Here is a 20,379-nt window from a genome sequence, read left to right as displayed (position 1 = left end):
GCATGCGCGTGCTGCTAACCGGAGCCAGTGGCTTCGTTGGGAGAGCGGTACAGGTGCGCTTGTTGGCTGATGGCATACATGGTGTACGCAGCGCGCTACGTCAAATACCTGCGACCTCCGCTCCGGGGGCTGAAGTGTGTGTCGCTCCCTCGCTCGGGGCGGAGGCCGATTGGTCTCAGCTCTTGGATGGTGTCGATGCGGTTGTTCACTGTGCGGCTCGTGTGCATGTGATGCGGGAGCAAGCTGCTGACCCCCTGGCCGAGTTCCGTCGTGTGAACGTAGAGGGTACGCTGCGCCTGGCGCGCCAGGCGGTCGAGGCGGGTGTGCAGCGTTTCATCTTCGTCAGTTCGATTAAGGTCAATGGCGAGCAAACCCCGACGGGAGGCGCTTTCAGTGCTGATGATCAGCCTTGGCCATGTGACCCTTATGGGGTTTCCAAGCTCGAGGCAGAAGAGGGGCTGCTGACGCTAGGGGGCGAGACGGGGCTGGAGGTGGTTGTGGTCCGCCCTCCGCTCATCTACGGGCCGGGGGTCAAGGCAAACTTCCTCAGCATGATGCGCTGGCTGAGGCGTGGGGTTCCCCTGCCATTCGGTAGTATTGGCAACCGGCGCAGCCTGGTCGCGCTGGATAATCTGGTCGACCTGCTCGTGCTATGCCTGACTCATCCTGCCGCTGCGGGCGAGCGCTTTATGGTGAGCGACGGCGAGGACCTGTCGACCAGTGATTTGCTGCGCCGTTTGGGAGCGGCTCTTGGGCATCCAGCGCGCCTGCTGCCTGTGCCGCAGAGTCTGATCGAGCGTATGGCCCATCTGGCAGGGCGTGCAGACCTGAGTCAACGGCTCTGCGGATCACTTCAGGTCAACATCGACAAAACGCGTGAACGACTGGGATGGGTGCCTCCGATTTCGGTTGACCAGGCTCTATCTAGCACTGCCCGCCATTTTCTGGAACAAAAGGCACCATGATTTCCCTGTTGACCATCGTTTCGGCAGCCTTGCTGGCTTGCGTGTTGACCGCCCTTTTGCGTCGTTACGCTCTGAGTCGGAGCTTGTTGGATATTCCCAATGCCCGTAGTTCGCACAGCTTGCCGACGCCTAGAGGCGGCGGGGTAGCTATCGTAATCGCCTTCCTGCTAGGGGGAGGCGCGCTGTATTGCTGGGGGGCATTGCCGCAGTCGCTCTTCATCGCATTGCTGGGTGCCGGTGGTGGTGTCGCCTTACTAGGGTTTCTTGACGACCACGGTCATGTCGCCGCGCGTTGGCGTCTGCTCGGTCATTTCCTTGCCGCTGCCTGGTGTCTCTACTGGCTGTCCGGCCTGCCACCTGTTTCGGCGTTTGGCAACAGCTGGGACTTGGGGGTGTTGGGCCAGATCGTGGCTGCGCTGTATCTGGTCTGGCTGCTAAATCTGTACAACTTCATGGATGGCATCGATGGTATAGCCAGCGTTGAGGCGATAACGGCCTGCTTGGGAATTGCGCTGATATCGAGACTGATGGGGGCGGACGAGTTAGTGCCACCGGTGCTTCTGCTGGCAGCATCCTGCGCTGGTTTCCTGTCCTGGAACTTTCCTCCGGCCAGAATTTTTATGGGGGATGCGGGTAGTGGCTTTCTGGGCATAGTACTAGGCACACTTTCTATACATACGGCATGGGTGAACGGCGATCTGCTCTGGAGCTGGCTGATTTTGCTCGGAGTGTTCATCGTCGACGCTACCCTGACCTTGTTACGGCGTTTGCTGAGGGGAGAAAGGGTCTATGAGGCGCACCGTAGCCACGCCTATCAATTTGCTGCCCGGCGTTTCAACAAGCACCTTCCGGTGACGCTAGCGGTGTTGCTTATCAATCTTCTCTGGCTATTGCCCATGGCAGTTTGTGCCGCCCTCGGTTGGCTGCCTGGGCCCCTTGTGTTGGTAATGGCGTATTTGCCGCTGATTGCGCTTGCCATCAAGTATCGGGCCGGTGCTGCTGAGTCTGTAGAGCGAGTTATGACGAATGAGTAAGGCAGAGTTGGTACGTCGTCGTTTGCTGGCGTTGTCGCATCAGTCCAAGCGCTCCATTCAGGTCATCACTGATGTGTTGCTGTTGTGGCTTGCCTTGTGGCTAGCGTTTGTCGCTCGCTTGGGATGGGACCATGCTGTCAATCCTGTCGGCGACTATCTGTGGTTGTTCTTAGCCGCCCCTGCCACGGCGATCCCGCTTTTCATTCGATTCGGGCTCTATCGGGCGGTGCTGCGCTACTTGGGTTCTAATGCTCTGGTCACTATGTTCAATGCCGTTAGTCTCTCGGCCCTATTGCTAGCCTTGGTGATCTATCTGGTTAGGCCGGATGAGTTGATGCCCAGGTCGGTGGTGTTTATCTACTGGTGCTTGGCGTTGTTGCTGGTCGGGGGGGTGCGTCTGCTGATACGTCAGTATTTCAGTGGTGCGCTGTTTTCGTCGGAGTCCGTAGGACAAGCTGAATCTCCTCTCAAACGTGTGGCTATCTATGGTGCTGGGGCTGCTGGAAACCAGCTCCTGTTTGCTTTACGTATGAGTAGAAGCATGCAGCCAGTGGCCTTCATTGATGACGATGAAGGCATTGCTGACCGAATGATTGCGGGCATTAAGGTCTACAGTTCGAGCTCACTGGAAAGTATGTTTGAAGCGTTGGCTGTGGAGGAGGTCCTGTTGGCACTACCTTCGGTATCGCGTACCCGCCGCCGCGAAATTCTTGAGGCTTTAGGGCCATACCCCGTGCATGTGCGGACGATTCCGGGCGTCATGGATCTGGCTAATGGCAAAGTCAGTGTGAGTGACCTACAGGAGGTCGATATTGTTGATCTGCTAGGGCGTGACACCGTGGTGCCGAATCAGGCATTGCTCCACCGATGCATCCAAGGTCAGGTGGTAATGGTGACCGGAGCTGGTGGCTCCATTGGGTCCGAGTTATGCCGTCAGATTCTGGCTGCCCGCCCAACTGCATTGCTGTTGTACGAACACAGTGAATTCAACCTTTACAGTATCTATGGCGAGCTTGAGTCTTGGGTCGCGCGCAACGGTAGTTCAACGAGACTTATTAGTATTCTTGGCAGTGTCCGTGACGGCCAAAGATTGTTAGCTATTCTGCGTGATTGGGAGGTGAGCACGCTTTACCACGCTGCTGCTTATAAACACGTACCTATTGTCGAACACAACATCCGTGAAGGGGTGCTTAATAATCTTTTCGGAACTTTGCACGCTGCTCAGGCAGCAGTGTGCGCCGGAGTAAAGAACTTTGTACTGATCTCCACTGACAAGGCGGTGCGCCCGACTAATGTTATGGGTAGCAGCAAGCGCCAGGCAGAGATGGTGCTGCAAGCGCTTAGTCGAGAGTCTGCACCAGTTCTGTTTGGCTCAGAGGAGCAGGTTGTCAACCAAACTCGTTTCACTATGGTGCGTTTTGGCAACGTGCTTGGCTCGTCCGGTTCGGTAATCCCGCTATTTCGTGAGCAGATCAAGAATGGTGGTCCGGTCACCGTGACCCATCCCAATATCACTCGTTACTTTATGACTATTCCGGAAGCTGCGCAGTTGGTAATTCAAGCTGGTTCCATGGGGCAGGGCGGTGATGTGTTTGTCCTAGATATGGGGCAACCTGTGAAGATTGTTACTCTGGCAGAAAAGATGATCCATTTGTCGGGGCTCTCGGTCCGTAGCGATATCAACCCTCAGGGGGATATCGATATCGAATTCACGGGCTTGCGTCCCGGCGAGAAGCTTTATGAGGAGTTGCTAATTGGTGACAACGTCAGTCCCACTGATCATCCAATGATTATGCGCGCTAACGAGGAATACTGGCCTTGGACGAGGTTGAAGAGTGTATTGGATGATTTGCTGAACGCGCTGCAATGCGACGACTACGACCGCGTGCGGCACGTGTTGCGGGATACTGTGAGTGGCTATGTGCCAGAAGGTGAAATAGTCGACTGGATGCATGTGCAGCGACGCACAAAAAACGGCTGATGTTGATTTGACTGTAATTGGCGGGTGACTAGCGTTATGTGAGCGTGATGGGAATCACGCTCACATTTACGAAATGGAGCTTTCGCTATGCCTAAGATGCATTTTTCTGCACTGCTTTTTGCCTGCTTTACCGCATTCTCACTCAATGTTGCCGCCGTGGAGTCCAAGTCTCAGCCTGAGACTGTTGCCGAGGTTCAGGTTGCCTCGGTTAACCTCAATACAGCCGATGCCGATACTCTTCAGTCCGAGTTGGTTGGTATTGGACAAGTCAAGGCACAGGCGATAGTCGATCATCGCAATACCAATGGTCCCTTCGCATCTGTGGATGAGTTGCTGGAGGTCAAGGGCATTGGCCCGGCGACATTGGAGAAGAATCGAGCGCGCATGAGTGTCAATTGACGACATGCCGTTCGAGAAAGCCGGTCACTGACCGGCTTTTTGTTTTTTGCGGCGCTAAAATGCGGCTCCCCATCGATCAGGAGCCCAACATGTCTGTATCCCTACCCAGTATTGGCTTTGTTGGAATTGGCCTGATGGGGCTGCCTATGTGCACTCGACTGTTGGCTGCCGGTTACTCTCTGCACATATGGAACCGCTCTGCGGATAAGTGTTCGGCGTTACGGGAGCGAGGGGTGGAAGTGGCTACGTCATTGGCCGCGCTTTGTACGAAGGTAGACTTGGTGCTGCTTTGCTTGGCTGACACCAATGCCGTTCGCGAGGTGGTCTTCGGAGCTGGTGGTGTTGTGGAGCAAGCTAGGCCAGGGCAACTTTTGGTGGATTTCTCCAGCCTGGATCCGGCTAAAACCCGTGAAATGGCGGCTGAGTTGGAGGGGCGAACTGGAATGCGCTGGGTAGACGCACCGGTTTCGGGTGGTGTCCAAGGGGCTGAGAATGGAACGCTGGCGATAATGGCCGGTGGCCGAGAAGATGATATCGAATACCTGCGTCCGTTACTTATGCGCCTAGGACAACGTGTGACTCGCATGGGGGATGTCGGCGCAGGTCAGGTGGCGAAGGTGTGCAACCAGATGCTTGTAGCATGCAATGCGCTGGTGATTGGTGAGGTGGTCGCGCTAGCCGAGCGTGCTGGTGTCGATGCCGCATTACTAGCGCCTGCGCTGGCTGGTGGTTTTGCTGACTCCAGGCCGTTGCAAATCCTGGCGCCGCAGATGGCGGAGAGTCGCTTCACGCCGGTCAAGTGGCATGTACGTACACTGCTCAAGGATCTTGATACAGCAGTCAAACTAGCGCAGGAGCAGAGTGGCGTCATACCTATGAGTGGGTTAGCCGCGCAGTTGATGCGGTTGCATGGTGCCCAAGGCCACCTCGAGCATGACCCATCGACGCTGATCAGACTATTCCGTGAGCAGGAAAAATGAAAATCAGCGCCAATCTATCCTTGCTGTTCACTGAACGGCCCTTGCTTGAGCGAATTCAGGCTGCGGCCGAGGCAGGGTTCGACGGGGTTGAAGTTCAGTTTCCCTACGAGTTGCCGGCAGCTTTATTCAAGGAGCATCTGGCTCGTGCCGCTTTGCCGCTGGTGTTGATCAATGTGCCTGCTGGTGATCTGATGCAGGGCGGCCTAGGTCTGGCTGCTGTGCCGGCACGCCAGGCGGAGTTCGACAGGGCGCTGCAGGACGCGCTGGCCTACGCGGCGGTAGTTCAGCCGCAGTGCGTCAATGTGCTTGCGGGGCGCCTAGCCGAGAAACAGGGGCGAGAAAGGGCGCTAGATTGCCTGGCTGAGAATCTACGCAAGAGTGCAGAGTCTTTTGCTTCGCTAGGTATTCAGTTGGTATGCGAGGCAATCAATCCGCTGGATATGCCGGGGTTTCTAATTAATACCCCGGAGGATCTCGATCTGTTGCTACGACAAGTCGATCATCCCAATTGCCTAGCCCAGTTCGATCTTTATCATATGGCGCGCCAGGGGCTAGGTATTCCCCAAGGCATCCGCTTGTTGGCCAAGCGCATAGGACATGTACAGTTCGCTGACTCCCCAGGGCGGGGGGCTCCGGGAACGGGGCAGGTAGATTTTGCTGAAGCACTCCAGACGCTGAATGCGGTAGGTTATGAGGGGTGGATGGGAGCCGAGTACAAGCCTGCCGGCCCCACCGGATTATCCCTAGGCTGGCTCGAGGCCTGGCGTTAAGCTCCAGGTACCGCCTTAGAATGTTCGGGTGCTGCGGGCATGCATAATTTCTTATTAGGGATATCTGTATATCTATGGCTCAACGGATTTTAGTAACCGGTGGTGCCGGTTTTATTGGCTCGGCAGTCATTAGAACGCTGCTCGCCGAGACCAAGCATGTGGTCGCCAACGTAGATAAGCTGACTTACGCGGGAAACCTGGAGTCTCTGGCGGAGGTTGCCGATTCTCCGCGATACAGTTTTCATCAGGTTGATATCTGCGATGCCGAACAACTGGATATCGTCTTCTCGGCGTTCAAGCCCAGTGCGGTGATGCACCTAGCAGCCGAGTCTCACGTGGACCGCTCCATCGATGGCCCGGCGGCATTTGTTCAGACCAACCTGGTTGGAACCTATACGCTGCTGGAGGCTGCCAAGCGTTACTGGGTATCTCTTCCAGAGCAGGAACGCAGCTCTTTCCGTTTCCATCATATTTCCACGGACGAAGTGTTTGGTGATCTGCATGGCACAACCGATCTGTTCACGGAAGACACGCCTTACGCCCCGAGCTCCCCGTATTCCGCTTCCAAAGCAGGTTCCGACCACCTAGTGCGTGCTTGGCATCGCACTTATGGTCTACCGGTACTGGTGACCAACTGCTCCAACAACTACGGGCCGTTCCACTTCCCTGAGAAATTGATCCCCCACGTCATTCTGAATGCTCTGCACGGCAAGCCATTACCTGTGTATGGCGATGGATCGCAGGTGCGTGACTGGCTATTTGTCGATGATCATGCGCGGGCATTGATCGAGGTGGTTTGTCGGGGTGAAGTAGGGCAGACCTACAACATCGGTGGCCATAATGAGAAGCGCAATTTGGAGGTGGTCGAGGCCATCTGTGAGCTGCTGGACGAGTTGCGACCTAGGGAGCAGGGCGGTTCTTACCGGGAGCAGATCATTTTCGTGAAGGATCGCCCGGGGCATGACCGCCGTTATGCAATCGATGCGAGCAAGGTCGAGCGTGAGCTTGGTTGGGCGCCACAGGAAACCTTCATAAGTGGTCTGCGCAAAACCGTGAACTGGTATCTGGGGAACCCGGTTTGGTGGCAGCGGGTTTTGAATGGTGACTATCGATTGGCGCGTCTGGGGGAGAATCAGTGAGCGTGGGCAATATGAGTGAAAAGGCACGCTGGAAAGGCATAGTGCTGGCTGGTGGTTCCGGCACACGTCTGCATCCAATCACTCGGGGTGTATCCAAGCAGCTACTGCCGATCTACGACAAGCCGATGATCTATTACCCACTGTCGGTGCTGATGTTGGCCGGGATACGCGATGTACTGATTATTTCCACCCCGGATGACTTGCCCAACTTCCGCAAGCTGCTGGGTGATGGCTCCGAATTCGGTATCAGCCTGAGTTATGCCGAGCAACCGTCTCCGGACGGGCTGGCCCAAGCATTCCTGATCGGCGAGGAGTTTATTGGCGACAGCAATGTTTGCCTGATTCTCGGCGATAACATCTTCTATGGTTACGGCTTCAGTTCCATGCTGCAGGAGGCCACGCAGCGCGATCAGGGCGCTACGGTGTTTGGCTATCACGTACGGGATCCGGAGCGATTTGGTGTCGTCGAGTTCGACGCGTCTGGCAAGGCGGTCTCCATTGAAGAAAAGCCTGCCCAGCCCAAGTCCAATTACGCCGTTACTGGCCTGTATTTCTATGACGCTTCGGTCGTGGATATTGCAAAGCAAATCAAGCCTTCGGCGCGTGGTGAGCTGGAAATTACTGATATCAACAACACCTACCTAGCGCGTGGCGAATTGCATGTAAGCCAGCTGGGGCGCGGTTTCGCCTGGCTCGATACCGGGACTCATGATTCCTTGATGGAGGCCAGCCACTTCGTGCAAACCATAGAGGCGCGTCAGGGGCTGAAGGTCGCCTGCCTGGAGGAGATTGCTTATCACCAGGGTTGGCTGTCCGCTGATCAGCTTTCTAAGCAGGCCCCATCGCTGAGCAAAACTGGCTACGGCCAGTACCTGCTTCGTTTGCTGGAATCAGATTCGCTATGAAGGTTATTGAAACTGTCCTTCCGGGAGTACTGATCATCGAGCCCCAGGTGTTTGGTGATGCTCGTGGCTTCTTTCTTGAGAGCTTCCAGATCGAGCGTTACCGAGAGGCTGGTATCGATATGCCCTTTGTCCAAGACAACCACTCGCGCTCATCTCGCGGTGTGTTGCGTGGTCTGCACTTCCAGCGTACCCGGCCGCAGGGCAAGCTAGTACGGGTTAGTCGTGGTGCGGTCTACGATGTGGCAGTGGATATCAACTCCGACTCACCAACTTGCGGACGTTTTGTCGGCGTCGAGCTCAACGATGAGAACCATCGCCAACTGTGGGTTCCACCAGGCTATGCCCATGGCTTCTGTGTTCTAAGCGAGACGGCGGATTTCGAGTATAAGTGCACGGACCTCTACTTCCCGGAGGATGAAGGGGGACTGCTCTGGAACGATTCCGAAGTAGGTATTCCATGGCCTGTGGAGCAACCCAAACTGTCGGCGAAGGATCAGATTAATCCGACGCTGCGCCAACTGCTTGGGCGCGGTTGAGATGCGGGTTCTGGTTGCAGGCGCGCAGGGACAGGTGGGGCACGAGCTCATGAGGGCTGTGCCGGTGGGCTTCGAGATCATTGGCCTAGGCTCCCGAGAGTTGAACCTGGCCGATTCGCAACAGGTGATGAAGCGGGTGGCCGAGATCGCACCCGGCGCAATCATCAATGCGGCCGCATACACCGCGGTCGATCGGGCGGAAAGTGAGTCAGCGGCTGCCTACGCGGTCAATCGAGATGGTGTAGCGCTGCTAGCGGATCAAGCCGAGCGCGCTGGAATTCCCTTGTTCCATATTTCTACCGACTATGTTTTTGCCGGTAACGGGATTAGTCCCTATAAAGAAAGTGATCCGGTGGCACCTGTCGGGGTCTATGGCGCTAGCAAACTGGCGGGCGAGCAGGCGTTGTTCGAACGTTGCTCGCGGGCTCTCGTACTGCGGACGAGTTGGGTGTTCGGTGCGCACGGGCAGAATTTTGTCAGAACCATGCTGCGTCTGGGGCGTGAGCGCGATGAGTTGGCCGTGGTTGCCGATCAACGCGGTGGTCCGACTCCGGCTGCCGGTATTGCCGGGGCTCTTTGGCAGCTGGTTCAGCTCTACCGGGATAAGGGTGAGTTGCAATGGGGTTGTTACCACTTTAGTGGTGGGCCGGCTTGCAGTTGGTACGAGTTTGCCGAAGAGATATTTCGTCAGGCACTTGAGCTTGGTCTGATTGAGCGCTCGCCCAGGCTACGTGCAATTGTCAGTTCGGAGTACCCAACGCCAGCGCGCAGGCCGCTGTGGTCCGTACTCGACTGTTCCAAGCTGAACGCCGAGTTTGGCATTCAGCAGCCAGACTGGCGGACAGAATTGCGTTCTGTTCTGCAGGAGTGGCGCGACGAGACTTGATCCTGCAGATACGAAAAAGGCCTGCAATTGCAGGCCTTTTTCGTTGAGGCGGTAACAACTCAGTCCTTGGCGTAATCGTTGAGCGAGATGACCCGAGTCTTGCCGACGCGGTGGCGGTAGATCTCTCGCAGGTACTTGATGGCCTTCTTCACGCTTTCGCGGGACAGGCGGATGTCGTTGATCGAGACGAACTTGTCCTGGTCGTGGATCAGCTCGCGGTACTTCTTCTCGTACATCGGCTTGATCGCGTACCAGTTGGTGTCGAGGATCTTCGCCGGGTTTTCGTACTCGTTGAGCATGGCCTCGATGCGGGCTTCGTCGAAGTCCTCGGAGACGATGAAGTCGAGCATGGCGTTGTCCAGGCTCTCGTCGTAGCGGTACTGGTCACGGGCGAAGCAGCGTTTGATGAAGGCCACGATCAGGGTTAGGAAGTCGTCCGACAGGCACGGGCTCTTGACGATCAGGGTGGTCAGCGACAGGTTGGCCGAGGCGCCGATCACCAAGGCGTAGCGCTTCAGGGTGGTGTTGGGGAACAGGCTGTTGAGGTGGGTCTTCAGCCGGTTCAGGTCCATGTAGGACAGCTTGTAGTCCTTCGGCAGCGAGACGATGGACACCACCGAGGAGCAGTTCTTGAAGAAGTGCAGGTCGCTCAGGGCGCTGGCGTCGAAGTTGGACTTCTTGTACTGCTCCAAAGCCGCGCGATAACGCTTGGCCTCGATCGGCAGCAGGCTGATGCCCTCGATGGCCTGGGTGGTCTTGTTGAAGTGCGGCAGGTCGATGGAGCGGAAGAACAGGTCGTCGATGTTGAGCTTGGGTTGCTCCTTCTCGAACACCTTGAACTTCTCGGTGGTGGCAGGCTGGGCCTGCTCGGCGACCACGGATTCCGCGTAGGCCACGGCCACCGGGCCAGCCAGGCTCATGAACAGGTCGTTGGCGTCGAGGCGGATGGTCTCGCCGATGTCGATGCCGGCGCGGCGGAAGTAGTTCTGGTCGTAGTCGGTGGTCACCGCCTGGGCGGTGAGGATGTTGAATATCTGCTGCGAGATGTACTGGTTGGCGTGGCGCTCCATGGCGTTCACGTCGATGTTCTGTACGTTGCCGCCGTCGCTCTCTTCGGCGTAGCGCATGATGTCGTTGGAGATCAGCATCATGGCGTTCCACGGGCGGATGCGGCGCATCACGCTCTCTTCGCCGGTTTCCTCGCTGTCGAAGTTGTAGGAGAAGTCCCATTCCTCGGCGAGGTACTTGCACAGCAGGCGGCCGGCGTTGATATGCAGCGCCTCGGACATCTCGATGCGCTGGTCGGAGATGTTCGGCAGGATGCAGATGCCGCTGGTGAAGATCGGCTCGAAGACGAAGGAGTGGCCGCGGTTGTCCTCGCTGCTGCTCTCCTGCTTGGTGTCGAAGGTCTTGCTCATGTAGGCGAACTGCTGGGCCAGGCCGAATTCCGAGGCCATGCCCGAGCCGGTGCCGCCGCCGGCGCTGAAGATGTAGAAGTACAGGCGCGACTGGTTGGCCTTGATGCCGCAGGAGTCGATCAGGTAGCTGTGGATGAACTTCCAGTCGGCGTTGGAGAAGCGCTGGGTATCCTTGTTGAGGATGATCTTGGCCAGATACTGGCCGAGGATCGGTGCGTTACCGGCACCGCCGGCATGGACCTCGGACAGGTCCATGATCTTCATTTTGCTGTAGTCGTCGAGGAAGCCGTTGGTCTCGGCCTTGCGCGAGAAGCGGATGCGGCCCTCGATGTCCTTGTCCAGGTCGCCGAGCATCACCAGCGGCTCGATCAGAAACACCGGCTTGGCGCCGCGTCCGGAGGACAGGCGCAGGTTGCTGCGAATCCAGCTGGCCGGGCGCTGTTCGCCGCCGTTCTTTTCCTGGTTGCTGAATTCGTTGAGGTAGAAGCGCCGCGCGTTATAGACCAGCGAGGCCACGTCCAGGGCGATGTTGGAGCCGCAGCGGCCGAGGCCGATCAGGCACACCGAGGGGAAGTGCTGGGCGTGGCGTGCGTCGAGGCCGTCATCGCCATGCAGCTTGGGGAATACTCGTTCGCGCAGCCCGTCGAGGTTCTCGAGAATACGGTCGATGTCGCGCTCGGTGAAATACATGTACTGCTCGCTGCCCACTTGCAGGTTCTGCGAGGTGGCAACGGGGGCGGGCAGTGTCTCGGTCTCGGTCACGGTATGGGAGACGGTACGCGGTTCGGATACGGAGGAATCAGTGTCTTTAGTTGTTTTCATCGTCGACATTCCGTGGCTGTTGGCGGCAGCTTTTTATTAGTCAATCAGAGTCTGTAAATGCTCTGTTACATTCACTAGCACTATATACAGCGAAACGGCTTTATTCGAGGCGCTGGCAACTCTTTTCTTTTGCCTGAGCCCGCATGGGGCCTGGGCTGTCGCCGGTTCACTGGCGAAGTGCCATTTAGCCGTATGGAAGGTCGGTTTTCTGACGTTGTTTGTATCTCAGGTATCGCAACGGATTGCATCCGGACAGTAAGCAGAGTGCGTTTACTGTCGCCACTTTTTATTGTCCAGTTGGTCAGTTTCATGTGCTCCGCGCTTGCCCGGGCGCGCCTTGCGAGAGTAGGGTTGCAGCCCCGGCCTGCCTGGCCATCGAGTTGTTGGATGTCACGTGAAACCTGTACCCAGGGCCCTGCTATTGCTGGCGCTGGTGCTGGCGGCGATCAACCTGCGCCCCGGCATCACCTCCCTTGCCCCACTGATCGAGCGCATCGCCGAAGAGCTGTCGCTGAGCCGTGGTCTGATCAGCCTGACCACCGCCTTGCCGGTGCTGTGCATGGGCCTGCTGGCGCCGCTGGCGCCGCGCCTGGCCGTGCGCTTCGGCCTGGAACGCACCGTTGCCGCTTGCCTGGGGCTGATCACTCTGGCCCTGCTGCTGCGTCTGGGTGGCCATTTCAGCCCGCTGCTGATCGGCAGTGCGGTGCTGCTCGGCGCCGGTATCGCCGTGGCTGGTCCGCTGTTGTCCGGCTTCATCAAGCGTCATTTCCGTGATCACGTCGGCCAGGTAGTCGGCTGGTATTCCTTCAGCATGGCCATTGGTGGCGCCGCGGGTGCGGTGCTCACGGTGCCCATGACCCAGGGCCTGGGCGATGACTGGAGTCTGGGCCTGGCGGCCTGGTTCGTGCCTGCGCTGTTGGCCGGCCTGCTCTGGCTGCGCCTGCCGAATCGCGCCGAAGAGGCGCTGGCTGGCGATGCCCAGGGGCTACCTTGGCGCGAACCGCGCGCCTGGCTGGTGACCGGCTTCTTCGCCATTCAGGCGGGCTTCTTCTACACCATGGCCACCTGGCTGGTGGCGCGCTACCACGAGGCGGGCCTGAGCCTGCTGCACGCCAATGGCCTGTTCAGCCTGCTGATGCTGGTTGGTCTGCCCAGTGCCTGGTTGCTGCCCTGGCTGGCCCAGCGTTTCGATATTCGCCAGCCGCTGCTGGTGGGTTGCGGGGTGATTCTGACCCTGTGCATGAGCATGATCACCTTCCAGCCGACGCTGTGGCCCGAGGTCTGGGCCGTGCTGATGGGCTTCGTCCTCAGCGGCTCCTTCGCGCTGTCGCTGGTGCTGCCGCTGTATGAGGTGCACACGCCGCTGGCTGTCAGTCGCTGGACCGCGATGATGCTATGCGCCGGCTACGGCATGGCGTGCCTGGCGCCGATCCTGGCTGGCCTGGGGCGCGATCTGGCTGGCAACTACCAGGTGCCGTTCATGGTACTGATCGGCCTGGCCGTGCTGATGACGCTGATCGCCTGGGCCTTGCGCACACCGCAACGCTCGGCCTGATTTGGCGTCTGGCCCGCGCTTTTTGCGCGGGCAGGGCATTGGTTCCTTTGCAGTCGCCATGCCCTGTGTTAGAAGGCAGCCTGCACTTTCTGGAGTACCCGCGTGGAGTCCGAATCCATCGTCTATGGCTGCATCCGTGACTGGCCGTCCGGTGATCTCGAGCAGCGCGCGCTGCGTCGTGGCACCAACCGCCGAGTACTGGAGCAGTTGCCCGTCGGCGACGCCTGGCCGTTCCTCGGTCGCGAGATGTTCTCCTTCTGCGGCAACGAGGGTGAAGGGCTGTACCAGACCCAGGTGATCCACTTCGGCGCCAGCTACCAGGCCATCGAGTACGAGTGGGCGCTGTGGGTGAAGGAATTCGAGGCGCTGCTCAAGCGCCTGTACTGGGCCAGCGCTGTGGTACATCTAGAGACCGAGCTGAACGGCCTGCACACCTTCCGCTGGGAGTCGGAGAGCGGCTTCCACAGCCCCCAGGAAGAAGACCTGCGGGTGCGCTGCGTGTGGGAGCGCGAGGGTAGCCTGCGCGGCTGAGTTCGCATGGGGGCCTCACCGGCTGACCTGCCAACCGCTTTCAAGAGACCGATGATGCTCAACTACTTCTGGTTCTTTCTCGCCGCACTGTTCGAGATCGCCGGCTGCTATGCCTTCTGGATGTGGCTGCGCCTGGGCAAGAGCGCCTGGTGGATCGCCCCGGGCCTGCTCAGCCTGACCCTGTTCGCCCTGCTGCTGACCCGCGTCGAGGCGGCCTATGCCGGGCGCGCCTACGCCGCCTATGGCGGTGTCTACATCGTGGCTTCGCTGCTCTGGCTGGGTGTGATCGAGCGGACCCGGCCGATGCTCTCGGACTGGGCGGGCGCGCTACTGTGCCTGATCGGTGCGGGCATCATCCTACTCGGCCCGCGCTTCGCCAGTCACTGATCTTCCAGCCACTCCTTCGGTACTTCATCGCGTAGCGCCAGCTGGCACTGCTGGCTGTCCGCATCGAAGACGATTACCGCCTGGCCTTTCTCCAGTGCCCTGCGAGCCCGCTCGACGCGGGTGGCCAGCGGCGTGTCGTCGCCGTTGTCGGTGCCGTCGCGGGTGACGAAGTCCTCCAGCAGGCGGTTGAGTGTCTCGGCTTCGAGCATCTGGTGGGGGATCAGCATGGCGGCTCCTGTTGGCGGGCGGCCATGCTAATCGGTCGCGTGGACCTGCGCGAGCAGGTAGCGATCGAGCATGGCGTAGAGCTGCTGGCAATCCAGCGGCTTGCCGAGGAAATCGTCCATGCCAGCGGCCAGGCCCTGGTCGCGGTGTTCGTCGAGGATGTGCGCGGTCAGGGCGATGATCGGCACCGCTGGTAGCTGGCGGTTGTACTCCAGTTTGCGGATCTGCCGGGTCGCCTCGAAACCGTCCAGTTCCGGCATCTCGCAGTCCATCAGCACCAGTTGCACGGCGCCGGGGTCGCGGCGGTATTCGGCGACCGCAGCGTTGCCGTCGGCGACCATGCGCACCGAATAGCCACGCTTCTTGAGGAAGCCCTGGACCACCATCTGGTTCACCCGATTGTCCTCGGCCACCAGGATGCAGGGCGTGCTGCCGGCGCGTTGCTCCAATGCCGGCGGTATGGCGGGCGCCTCGTTGCGCCGCTCGCTGTACAGCTCCAGCAGGGTATCGCGCAGGCCGACCACCGAGAGCGGCAACGGCTGGCCGAGCAGGCGCAGGCCGCGCCCCTCGGGGAGCTGCTGGTACTGCTCCGGCGGGCTGAGGATCAGCACCCGCTGGCCGTTCTCCAGGTGCGGCCGCAGGCTGTCCAGCCAGTGCCCGCTGCTGCCCGGCCAGGGCGCCATCAGCACCAGCAGTGGCGGCGCGGTGAAGTCTTCCAGGTAGTCGCGCAGGCGCTCCGGGTCCTGGCAGCGCTGGGTGCGCATGCCCCAGCGGCCGAGCAGGTGGCCTAGGCAGTCGAGGCCCTGGCCGTCGAGCGAGCAGAGCAGGGCGGTGCGGTTTTCCAGCAGGGTGGCCAGCTCGTCGTGGTCTTCCACGGCGCGGCGCAGCGGCACGTCGAAGGCAAAGCGCGAGCCCTGTCCCGGCGTGCTCTGTACCTCGATGCGGCCGCCCATCATCTCCACTAGCTCCTTGCTGATGGCCAGGCCCAGGCCGCTGCCGCCGTAGCGGCGAGTGGTGCTGGAGTCTCCCTGGGCGAAGGACTTGAACAGCTGGTGCAGGCTGTCGTGGTGAATGCCGATGCCACTGTCGCTGACCGCGAACACCAGGTGCAGACCGCCCTCGCTGTTACTGCGTCGGCTGACCGAGAGCGACACGTGGCCCTCCTGGGTGAACTTGAGGGAGTTGCCCAGCAGGTTCATCAGCACCTGCTTGAGTCGCGTCGGGTCGCCCTGGATGCGCCGTGGTACGCCGCCCTCCAGGCAGACGTAGAGGCGCAGGCGCTTCTCCAGGGCCTGGGCGGTGAACAGCGCCAGGGTCTCGGAGATCATCTGCTCCAGGTCGAACTCGATTTCCTCGAGGCTGAGCTTGCCGGACTCGATGCGTGCGTAGTCGAGGATGTCGTTGATCACCGACATCAGCGAGCGCCCCGAACTACTGATGGTGTCGACATAGAAGCGCTGGTTGCGGTCCAGCGGCGTCTCGCGCAGCAGCTGCAGCATGCCCAGCACGCCGTTCAGCGGGGTGCGGATCTCGTGGCTCATCTTGGCCAGGAAGCGGCTCTTGGCCTGGTTCTCGTACTCGGCCTGCTCGGCGGCCTGGCGCGAGCGGAAGCCTTCATCCTTGAGCAGGTTGATGCGGTCGGCCAGGCCGATGGACAGGCTCAGCAGCTCGATGGTCACGCCCAGCTCGACCACCGCCGAGCCATAGATACCGAAGATCTCGATGCCCAGCGAGCCGCTGGTGACCAGGATGAAGGCCACCAGCAGGATGCTCCACGCCACCACGTAGTAGGAGCCGTGGCGCACGCCGCGGCGCCAGGTATAGACACCGGTGAGCAGCAGGATCAGCGAGACCAGCAGCACGGCAATACTGGCCAGGATGTTCCACGCGGCCAGGCCGATCAGCGGCACCGATAGCAGGCAGCCGACGATCACCAGCATCAGCAGGCGCAGGCCCTTGTCCAGGCGCGGGAAGTGCTGCGGGATGTGCAAGAAGTGGCGACTGAACTGCGCCGCGGTGAGGCAGTGCAGGTACATCAGCACGTAGATGCCCACCGACTGCAGCCCCAGGTGGTTGGGCAGCAGCTTGAACAGCATGCCGTCGAAGCAGGCGGCGAACAGGCCGACGTTGATGTTGTACACCAGGTACCAGAAGTAGGCCCGCTCGCGCAGCGAGATGAACAGGAACAGGTTGTAGATGAACATGGCGAACAGCACGCCGTAGAAGGCGCCGTTGATGCCCATCAGGTTTTCCTGGGCTGCCGCGCTGGCGCCATGGGTGCTGAAGAACAGCGGAACGAAGATGGTGCTGGTGCTCTGTACCCGGATCAGCAGGGTGTTGCTGCCGTGTGGCAGGTCCATCGGGAACCAGAAGTGGCGCACCTGCACCGGGCGCTGGGAGAAGGCGAAGCTGTCGCCGCTGCGCTGGTGCTGCAGGCGACCGTCCTCGTCCTGCAGGTAGACGTCGATCTGGTCGAGCAGGGCGTAGTTGACTTCCAGGTAGCCGGAGAGCGGCTGAGGGCGGCTGTTGACCAAGCGTACCTTGAACCACCAGGTCGAGTCGTTCTTGCCCAGGTTGGCGTGGTCGCCATGCACCTGTTCGAAGGCGCTGTCCGGCAGCTTCTGCACTGCCTGGGCATCCAGCGTGCCGTCGCTGTCGCGGTAATAGCCCATGTAGGGCGCCAGCGACAGGCGCAGGTCGTCACGGTCCAGGGGAGCGGGGGCGAGCGCCCACAATTGTCCACTCAGGCAGAGCAGCAATACGGCCAGACACAAGCGCATCTGCCAACCTCATCGTTCTTATCGGTTATGCCAGCACTTTGCCCAGTTGTGGGCGGGGCTTCAAGCGGCCGTTGCAGAGCCGGGCACGACCGCCCCAGAAGCTTAGCCCGGAGTGTCCGGGCGCGCTCCGAGGACGCTGTCTAGATTGGGCACCTGGGTGTCGTTGGCCAGCTGCGCGTCATGCTCGATCTGGTGGCTGAAGCGCTCCAGCGAATGCTCCTGGGCCGGCTTGGCGTCCGAGGCGAACACCGGCGGGCTGAGCAGGTAGGCGCCGATCAGGCGGGTGAGGGCGGCCAGGCTGTCGATGTGGGTGCGCTCGTAGCCGTGGGTGGCGTCGCAGCCGAAGGCCAGCAGGGCGACGCGGATGTCGTGGCCGGCGGTCACCGCCGACTGGGCGTCGCTGTGGTAGTAGCGGAACAGATCGCGGCGCACCGGGATGTCGTCCTCGGCGGCCAGGCGCAGCAGGTGGCGCGACAGGTGGTAGTCATACGGCCCGCCGGAGTCCTGCAGGGCCACGCTCACCGCGTGTTCGCTGGACTGCTGGCCGGGGGCGACCGGGGCGATGTCGATGCCGACGAACTCGCTGACGTCCCAGGGCAGCGCCGCCGCCGCGCCGGAGCCGACCTCCTCGGTGATGGTGAACAGCGGGTGGCAGTCGATCTGCGGCTCCAGGCCGCTGTCCTTGACCGCCTTGAGCGCGGCCAGCAGCGCTGCGACGCCGGCCTTGTCGTCGAGGTGACGGGCACTGATATGGCCGCTCTCGGTGAACTCTGGCAGCGGGTCGAAGGCGACGAAGTCACCCACCGAGACGCCCAGTGCCTCGCATTCGGCGCGGCTGGTACAGGGCGCGTCGAGGCGCAGTTCGATGTGATCCCAGCTGATCGGCAGGCTGTCGACCTGGGTGTTGAAGGCGTGCCCCGAAGCCATCAGCGGCAGTACGCTGCCGCGCAATACGCCGTGGTCGGTGAACAGGCTGACCCGGCTGCCCTCGGCGAAGCGGCTGGACCAGCAGCCCACCGGGGCCAGGGCCGGGCGGCCGCTGTCCTTGATCTCGCGGACGATGGCGCCGATGGTGTCCAGGTGCGCCGACACGGCGCGGTCCGGGCTCGACTGGCGGCCGGTGAGCGTGGCGCGGATGGTGCCGCGGCGGGTCAGCTCGAAGGGGATGCCGAGCTCGTCCAGGCGTTCGGCCACGTAGCGCACCACGGTGTCGGTGAAGCCGGTGGGGCTGGGGATGGCCAGCAGCTCGAGCAGTACCTGGCGCAGGTAGGCCAGGTCGGGTTCGGGTAGGCGATGCATAGAGCCTCCTTACAGATGCGGGCGGCTGAGCGGGAACAGCAGATCGACGAAGCGTTCGGCGGTCGGTTGCGGCTGGTGGTTGGCCAGGCCGACCCGCTCGTTGGCCTCGATCAGCACGTAATCCTCGGTCTCGGCGGACTCGACCAGCAGGTCCAGGCCCACCACCGGAATCTCCAAGGCGCGGGCGGCCTTTACCGCCGCCTGGTGCAGCTGCGGGTGCAGGCGCTCGGTAACGTCCTCCAGGGTGCCGCCGGTATGCAGGTTGGCGGTCTTGCGTACGCTCAGGCGGGTGCCGGCGGGCAGCACGCTGGAGTAGTCATGGCCGGCGTCGTGCAGGGTGCGCTGGGTCTCGGCATCCAGCGGGATGCGACTCTCGCCGCCGGTGGCGGCCTGGCGCCGGCGGCTCTGCGCCTCGATCAGCGCACCGATGGTATGCACGCCGTCGCCGATCACCTCGGCCGGATGACGCACGGCGGCGGCCACCACCTGGTAGCCGATGACCACGATGCGCAGATCCTGGCCGGGGTGGTAGCTCTCCAGCAGCACGCGCTGGTCGAAGTGCCGGGCGCGTTCGATGGCCTCCTGCACGGCCTCGTTGCTGCGCAGGTCGACGGCCACGCCCTGGCCCTGTTCGCCGTCCACCGGCTTGACCACGATGCTGCCGTGCTCGGCGAGGAACGCGGCGTTGTCTTCGCTGCTGCCGGCCAAACGCTGGGCCGGCTGGCGCAGGCCGGCACGGTCGAAGGCGCGGTGGGTCAGGTGCTTGTCCTGGCACAGGGTCATGCTCACCGCGCTGGTCAGGTCCGACAACGACTCGCGGCAGCGGATGCGCCGGCCGCCCTGGCTGAGGGTGAACAGGCCGCCCTCGGCGTCGTCGACGCGTACCTCGATGCCACGTCGCTGGGCCTCGTCGACGATGATGCGCGCATAGGGGTTGAGCTCCGCCTCCGGCCCTGGGCCAAGGAACAGCGCCTGGTTGATGCCGTTGCGCCGTTTCACCGCGAAGGTCGGCAGCACGCGAAAGCCGAGCTTGGCGTAGAGCGCTTTGGCGCCCTTGTTGTCGTGCAGCACGGACAGGTCCAGGTGGTTCAGGCCGCGACTCATGAAGTGCTCGATCAGGTGGCGCACCAGCGCCTCGCCGACGCCCGGGCGCTGGCAGTCTGGCGCCACCGCCAGGCACCACAGGCTGCTGCCGGCCTCCGGGTCGGCGAAGGCCTTGGCGTGGTTGAGGCCCATCACCGCGCCGACCACCCGGCCGTCGCTCTCGTCCTCGGCCAGCCAGTAGCTGGGGCCACCGTCCTCGCGCGGGGTGAGTTGGGTGGTGTCGATCGGCAGCATGTCGCGCTGCAGATAGAGACTGTTGACCGCCTCCCAGTCCTGCTCGCTGTGCACGCGGCGGATGCCGAAGCCGCGGAAGCTGGCATGGGCCGGGCGATAGTCCATGAACCACAGGCGCAGGGTGTCGGAGGGGTCGAGGAACAGTTGCTGCGGCGCCAGGGCCAGCACCTGATGCGGCGCGGCCACGTACAGGGCGATATCGCGCTCGCCGGGGCGCTCCTCCTGCAGCGCCGAGGCCAGCGCCTCGGCGTTGGGGTAGGTGTGGCCGATCAGCAGGCGGCCCCAGCCGCAATGCACGCTCTGCGGCGCGGACTGGGCGATGCCGTCCTTGGCCAGATGGGCCTGCAGGCGCTGGTAGGAGGGTGGCTGGCCGCGCTGTAGACGTTGAGTGAAGGCAGATGCACGCATGATGGAATTCCTTGTATCGGT

At 61.2% G+C, this 20,379-nt stretch carries 18 protein-coding genes; 13 read left to right on the top strand and 5 right to left on the bottom strand.

Annotation, left to right across the window (positions count from 1 at the left end; genetic code table 11):
* Window positions 1-2 precede the first annotated feature (2 nt).
* From IP89_RS17035 to rfbD, 10 genes are all read left to right on the top strand, one after another.
* Window positions 3-965 (top strand): SDR family oxidoreductase, encoded by a 963-nt coding sequence (locus IP89_RS17035; protein ID WP_043310814.1) that lies wholly within the window; start codon window positions 3-5, stop codon window positions 963-965.
* Window positions 962-1,999, top strand: a complete 1,038-nt coding sequence (locus IP89_RS17030; RefSeq protein ID WP_043310813.1) for a glycosyltransferase family 4 protein — start codon at window positions 962-964, stop codon at window positions 1,997-1,999. Before IP89_RS17035 ends, IP89_RS17030 begins: the two co-directional genes overlap by 4 nt.
* On the top strand, window positions 1,992-3,980 hold the full coding sequence (locus IP89_RS17025; protein ID WP_043310812.1) for a nucleoside-diphosphate sugar epimerase/dehydratase: 1,989 nt from the start codon (window positions 1,992-1,994) through the stop codon (window positions 3,978-3,980). The genes IP89_RS17030 and IP89_RS17025 overlap by 8 nt, the downstream gene beginning before the upstream one ends.
* An 87-nt stretch (window positions 3,981-4,067) precedes the next feature.
* Entirely contained in the window at window positions 4,068-4,379 is a 312-nt protein-coding gene (locus tag IP89_RS17020) for a ComEA family DNA-binding protein (protein ID WP_043310811.1), read from the top strand.
* A gap of 89 nt (window positions 4,380-4,468) precedes the next feature.
* Window positions 4,469-5,359, top strand: a complete 891-nt coding sequence (locus IP89_RS17015) for an NAD(P)-dependent oxidoreductase (protein WP_043310810.1) — start codon at window positions 4,469-4,471, stop codon at window positions 5,357-5,359.
* Window positions 5,356-6,129 (top strand): hydroxypyruvate isomerase family protein, encoded by a 774-nt coding sequence (locus IP89_RS17010; RefSeq protein ID WP_043310808.1) that lies wholly within the window; start codon window positions 5,356-5,358, stop codon window positions 6,127-6,129. The genes IP89_RS17015 and IP89_RS17010 overlap by 4 nt, the downstream gene beginning before the upstream one ends.
* Window positions 6,130-6,203: 74 nt before the next feature.
* Window positions 6,204-7,268, top strand: a complete 1,065-nt coding sequence (rfbB, locus tag IP89_RS17005; protein ID WP_043310806.1) for a dTDP-glucose 4,6-dehydratase — start codon at window positions 6,204-6,206, stop codon at window positions 7,266-7,268.
* Between the two features lie 11 nt (window positions 7,269-7,279).
* The gene (rfbA, locus tag IP89_RS17000; RefSeq protein ID WP_043310870.1) at window positions 7,280-8,173 is read left to right on the top strand and encodes a glucose-1-phosphate thymidylyltransferase RfbA; all 894 of its coding nucleotides are present in this window, start codon (window positions 7,280-7,282) and stop codon (window positions 8,171-8,173) included.
* Entirely contained in the window at window positions 8,170-8,709 is a 540-nt protein-coding gene (gene rfbC / locus IP89_RS16995; RefSeq protein ID WP_043310805.1) for a dTDP-4-dehydrorhamnose 3,5-epimerase, read from the top strand. Before rfbA ends, rfbC begins: the two co-directional genes overlap by 4 nt.
* Before the next feature lies 1 nt (window position 8,710).
* A complete protein-coding gene (rfbD, locus tag IP89_RS16990) occupies window positions 8,711-9,595 on the top strand; it encodes a dTDP-4-dehydrorhamnose reductase (RefSeq protein ID WP_043310869.1) in 885 nt (294 codons plus the stop codon).
* Between the two features lie 59 nt (window positions 9,596-9,654).
* Here rfbD and IP89_RS16985 read toward each other — a convergent pair whose 3' ends face one another.
* On the bottom strand, window positions 9,655-11,703 hold the full coding sequence (locus IP89_RS16985; RefSeq protein ID WP_371261963.1) for a hypothetical protein: 2,049 nt from the start codon (window positions 11,701-11,703) through the stop codon (window positions 9,655-9,657).
* A 526-nt stretch (window positions 11,704-12,229) separates the two neighbouring features.
* On the opposite strand from IP89_RS16985, the gene IP89_RS16980 reads away from it, so the two are divergent.
* The 3 genes from IP89_RS16980 (at window position 12,230) to IP89_RS16970 (ending at window position 14,308) form a co-directional block, all read left to right on the top strand.
* Entirely contained in the window at window positions 12,230-13,390 is a 1,161-nt protein-coding gene (locus tag IP89_RS16980; protein ID WP_043310803.1) for a CynX/NimT family MFS transporter, read from the top strand.
* A gap of 102 nt (window positions 13,391-13,492) precedes the next feature.
* Window positions 13,493-13,921, top strand: coding sequence for a hypothetical protein (locus IP89_RS16975; RefSeq protein ID WP_043310801.1), 429 nt, complete (start codon window positions 13,493-13,495; stop codon window positions 13,919-13,921).
* A 54-nt stretch (window positions 13,922-13,975) separates the two neighbouring features.
* Complete coding sequence (locus IP89_RS16970) at window positions 13,976-14,308, top strand: YnfA family protein (protein ID WP_043310800.1); 333 nt, start codon at window positions 13,976-13,978, stop codon at window positions 14,306-14,308.
* Here the strand turns inward: IP89_RS16970 and IP89_RS16965 are convergent.
* From IP89_RS16965 to ngg, 4 genes are all read right to left on the bottom strand, one after another.
* The gene (locus IP89_RS16965; protein ID WP_043310799.1) at window positions 14,302-14,535 is read right to left on the bottom strand and encodes a YheU family protein; all 234 of its coding nucleotides are present in this window, start codon (window positions 14,533-14,535) and stop codon (window positions 14,302-14,304) included. The genes IP89_RS16970 and IP89_RS16965 overlap by 7 nt on opposite strands.
* Before the next feature lie 27 nt (window positions 14,536-14,562).
* A complete protein-coding gene (locus IP89_RS16960; protein WP_043310798.1) occupies window positions 14,563-17,313 on the bottom strand; it encodes a hybrid sensor histidine kinase/response regulator in 2,751 nt (916 codons plus the stop codon).
* Between the two features lie 102 nt (window positions 17,314-17,415).
* Window positions 17,416-18,612, bottom strand: a complete 1,197-nt coding sequence (locus tag IP89_RS16955; protein ID WP_043310797.1) for an osmoprotectant NAGGN system M42 family peptidase — start codon at window positions 18,610-18,612, stop codon at window positions 17,416-17,418.
* A gap of 9 nt (window positions 18,613-18,621) precedes the next feature.
* Complete coding sequence (ngg, locus tag IP89_RS16950) at window positions 18,622-20,358, bottom strand: N-acetylglutaminylglutamine synthetase (RefSeq protein WP_043310796.1); 1,737 nt, start codon at window positions 20,356-20,358, stop codon at window positions 18,622-18,624.
* Between the last annotated feature and the right edge of the window lie 21 nt (window positions 20,359-20,379).

Source organism: Pseudomonas sp. ML96 (assembly GCF_000761545.1).
GTDB lineage: Bacteria > Pseudomonadota > Gammaproteobacteria > Pseudomonadales > Pseudomonadaceae > Aquipseudomonas.
Note: the sequence above shows the minus strand (reverse complement) of the source record. Positions and strands in the feature narration are given on the sequence as shown.

What these genes read in the sequence shown, in the direction of transcription:
- IP89_RS17035 (WP_043310814.1), top strand. Translation starts at nt 3, where the DNA reads ATGCGCGTGCTGCTAACCGGAGCCAGTGGCTTCGTTGGGAGAGCGGTA.
- IP89_RS17030 (WP_043310813.1), top strand. Translation starts at nt 962, where the DNA reads ATGATTTCCCTGTTGACCATCGTTTCGGCAGCCTTGCTGGCTTGCGTG.
- IP89_RS17025 (WP_043310812.1), top strand. Translation starts at nt 1,992, where the DNA reads ATGAGTAAGGCAGAGTTGGTACGTCGTCGTTTGCTGGCGTTGTCGCAT.
- IP89_RS17020 (WP_043310811.1), top strand. Translation starts at nt 4,068, where the DNA reads ATGCCTAAGATGCATTTTTCTGCACTGCTTTTTGCCTGCTTTACCGCA.
- IP89_RS17015 (WP_043310810.1), top strand. Translation starts at nt 4,469, where the DNA reads ATGTCTGTATCCCTACCCAGTATTGGCTTTGTTGGAATTGGCCTGATG.
- IP89_RS17010 (WP_043310808.1), top strand. Translation starts at nt 5,356, where the DNA reads ATGAAAATCAGCGCCAATCTATCCTTGCTGTTCACTGAACGGCCCTTG.
- rfbB (WP_043310806.1), top strand. Translation starts at nt 6,204, where the DNA reads ATGGCTCAACGGATTTTAGTAACCGGTGGTGCCGGTTTTATTGGCTCG.
- rfbA (WP_043310870.1), top strand. Translation starts at nt 7,280, where the DNA reads ATGAGTGAAAAGGCACGCTGGAAAGGCATAGTGCTGGCTGGTGGTTCC.
- rfbC (WP_043310805.1), top strand. Translation starts at nt 8,170, where the DNA reads ATGAAGGTTATTGAAACTGTCCTTCCGGGAGTACTGATCATCGAGCCC.
- rfbD (WP_043310869.1), top strand. Translation starts at nt 8,711, where the DNA reads ATGCGGGTTCTGGTTGCAGGCGCGCAGGGACAGGTGGGGCACGAGCTC.
- IP89_RS16985 (WP_371261963.1), bottom strand. Translation starts at nt 11,703, where the DNA reads ATGTATTTCACCGAGCGCGACATCGACCGTATTCTCGAGAACCTCGAC.
- IP89_RS16970 (WP_043310800.1), top strand. Translation starts at nt 13,976, where the DNA reads ATGCTCAACTACTTCTGGTTCTTTCTCGCCGCACTGTTCGAGATCGCC.
- IP89_RS16965 (WP_043310799.1), bottom strand. Translation starts at nt 14,535, where the DNA reads ATGCTGATCCCCCACCAGATGCTCGAAGCCGAGACACTCAACCGCCTG.
- IP89_RS16960 (WP_043310798.1), bottom strand. Translation starts at nt 17,313, where the DNA reads ATGCGCTTGTGTCTGGCCGTATTGCTGCTCTGCCTGAGTGGACAATTG.
- IP89_RS16955 (WP_043310797.1), bottom strand. Translation starts at nt 18,612, where the DNA reads ATGCATCGCCTACCCGAACCCGACCTGGCCTACCTGCGCCAGGTACTG.
- ngg (WP_043310796.1), bottom strand. Translation starts at nt 20,358, where the DNA reads ATGCGTGCATCTGCCTTCACTCAACGTCTACAGCGCGGCCAGCCACCC.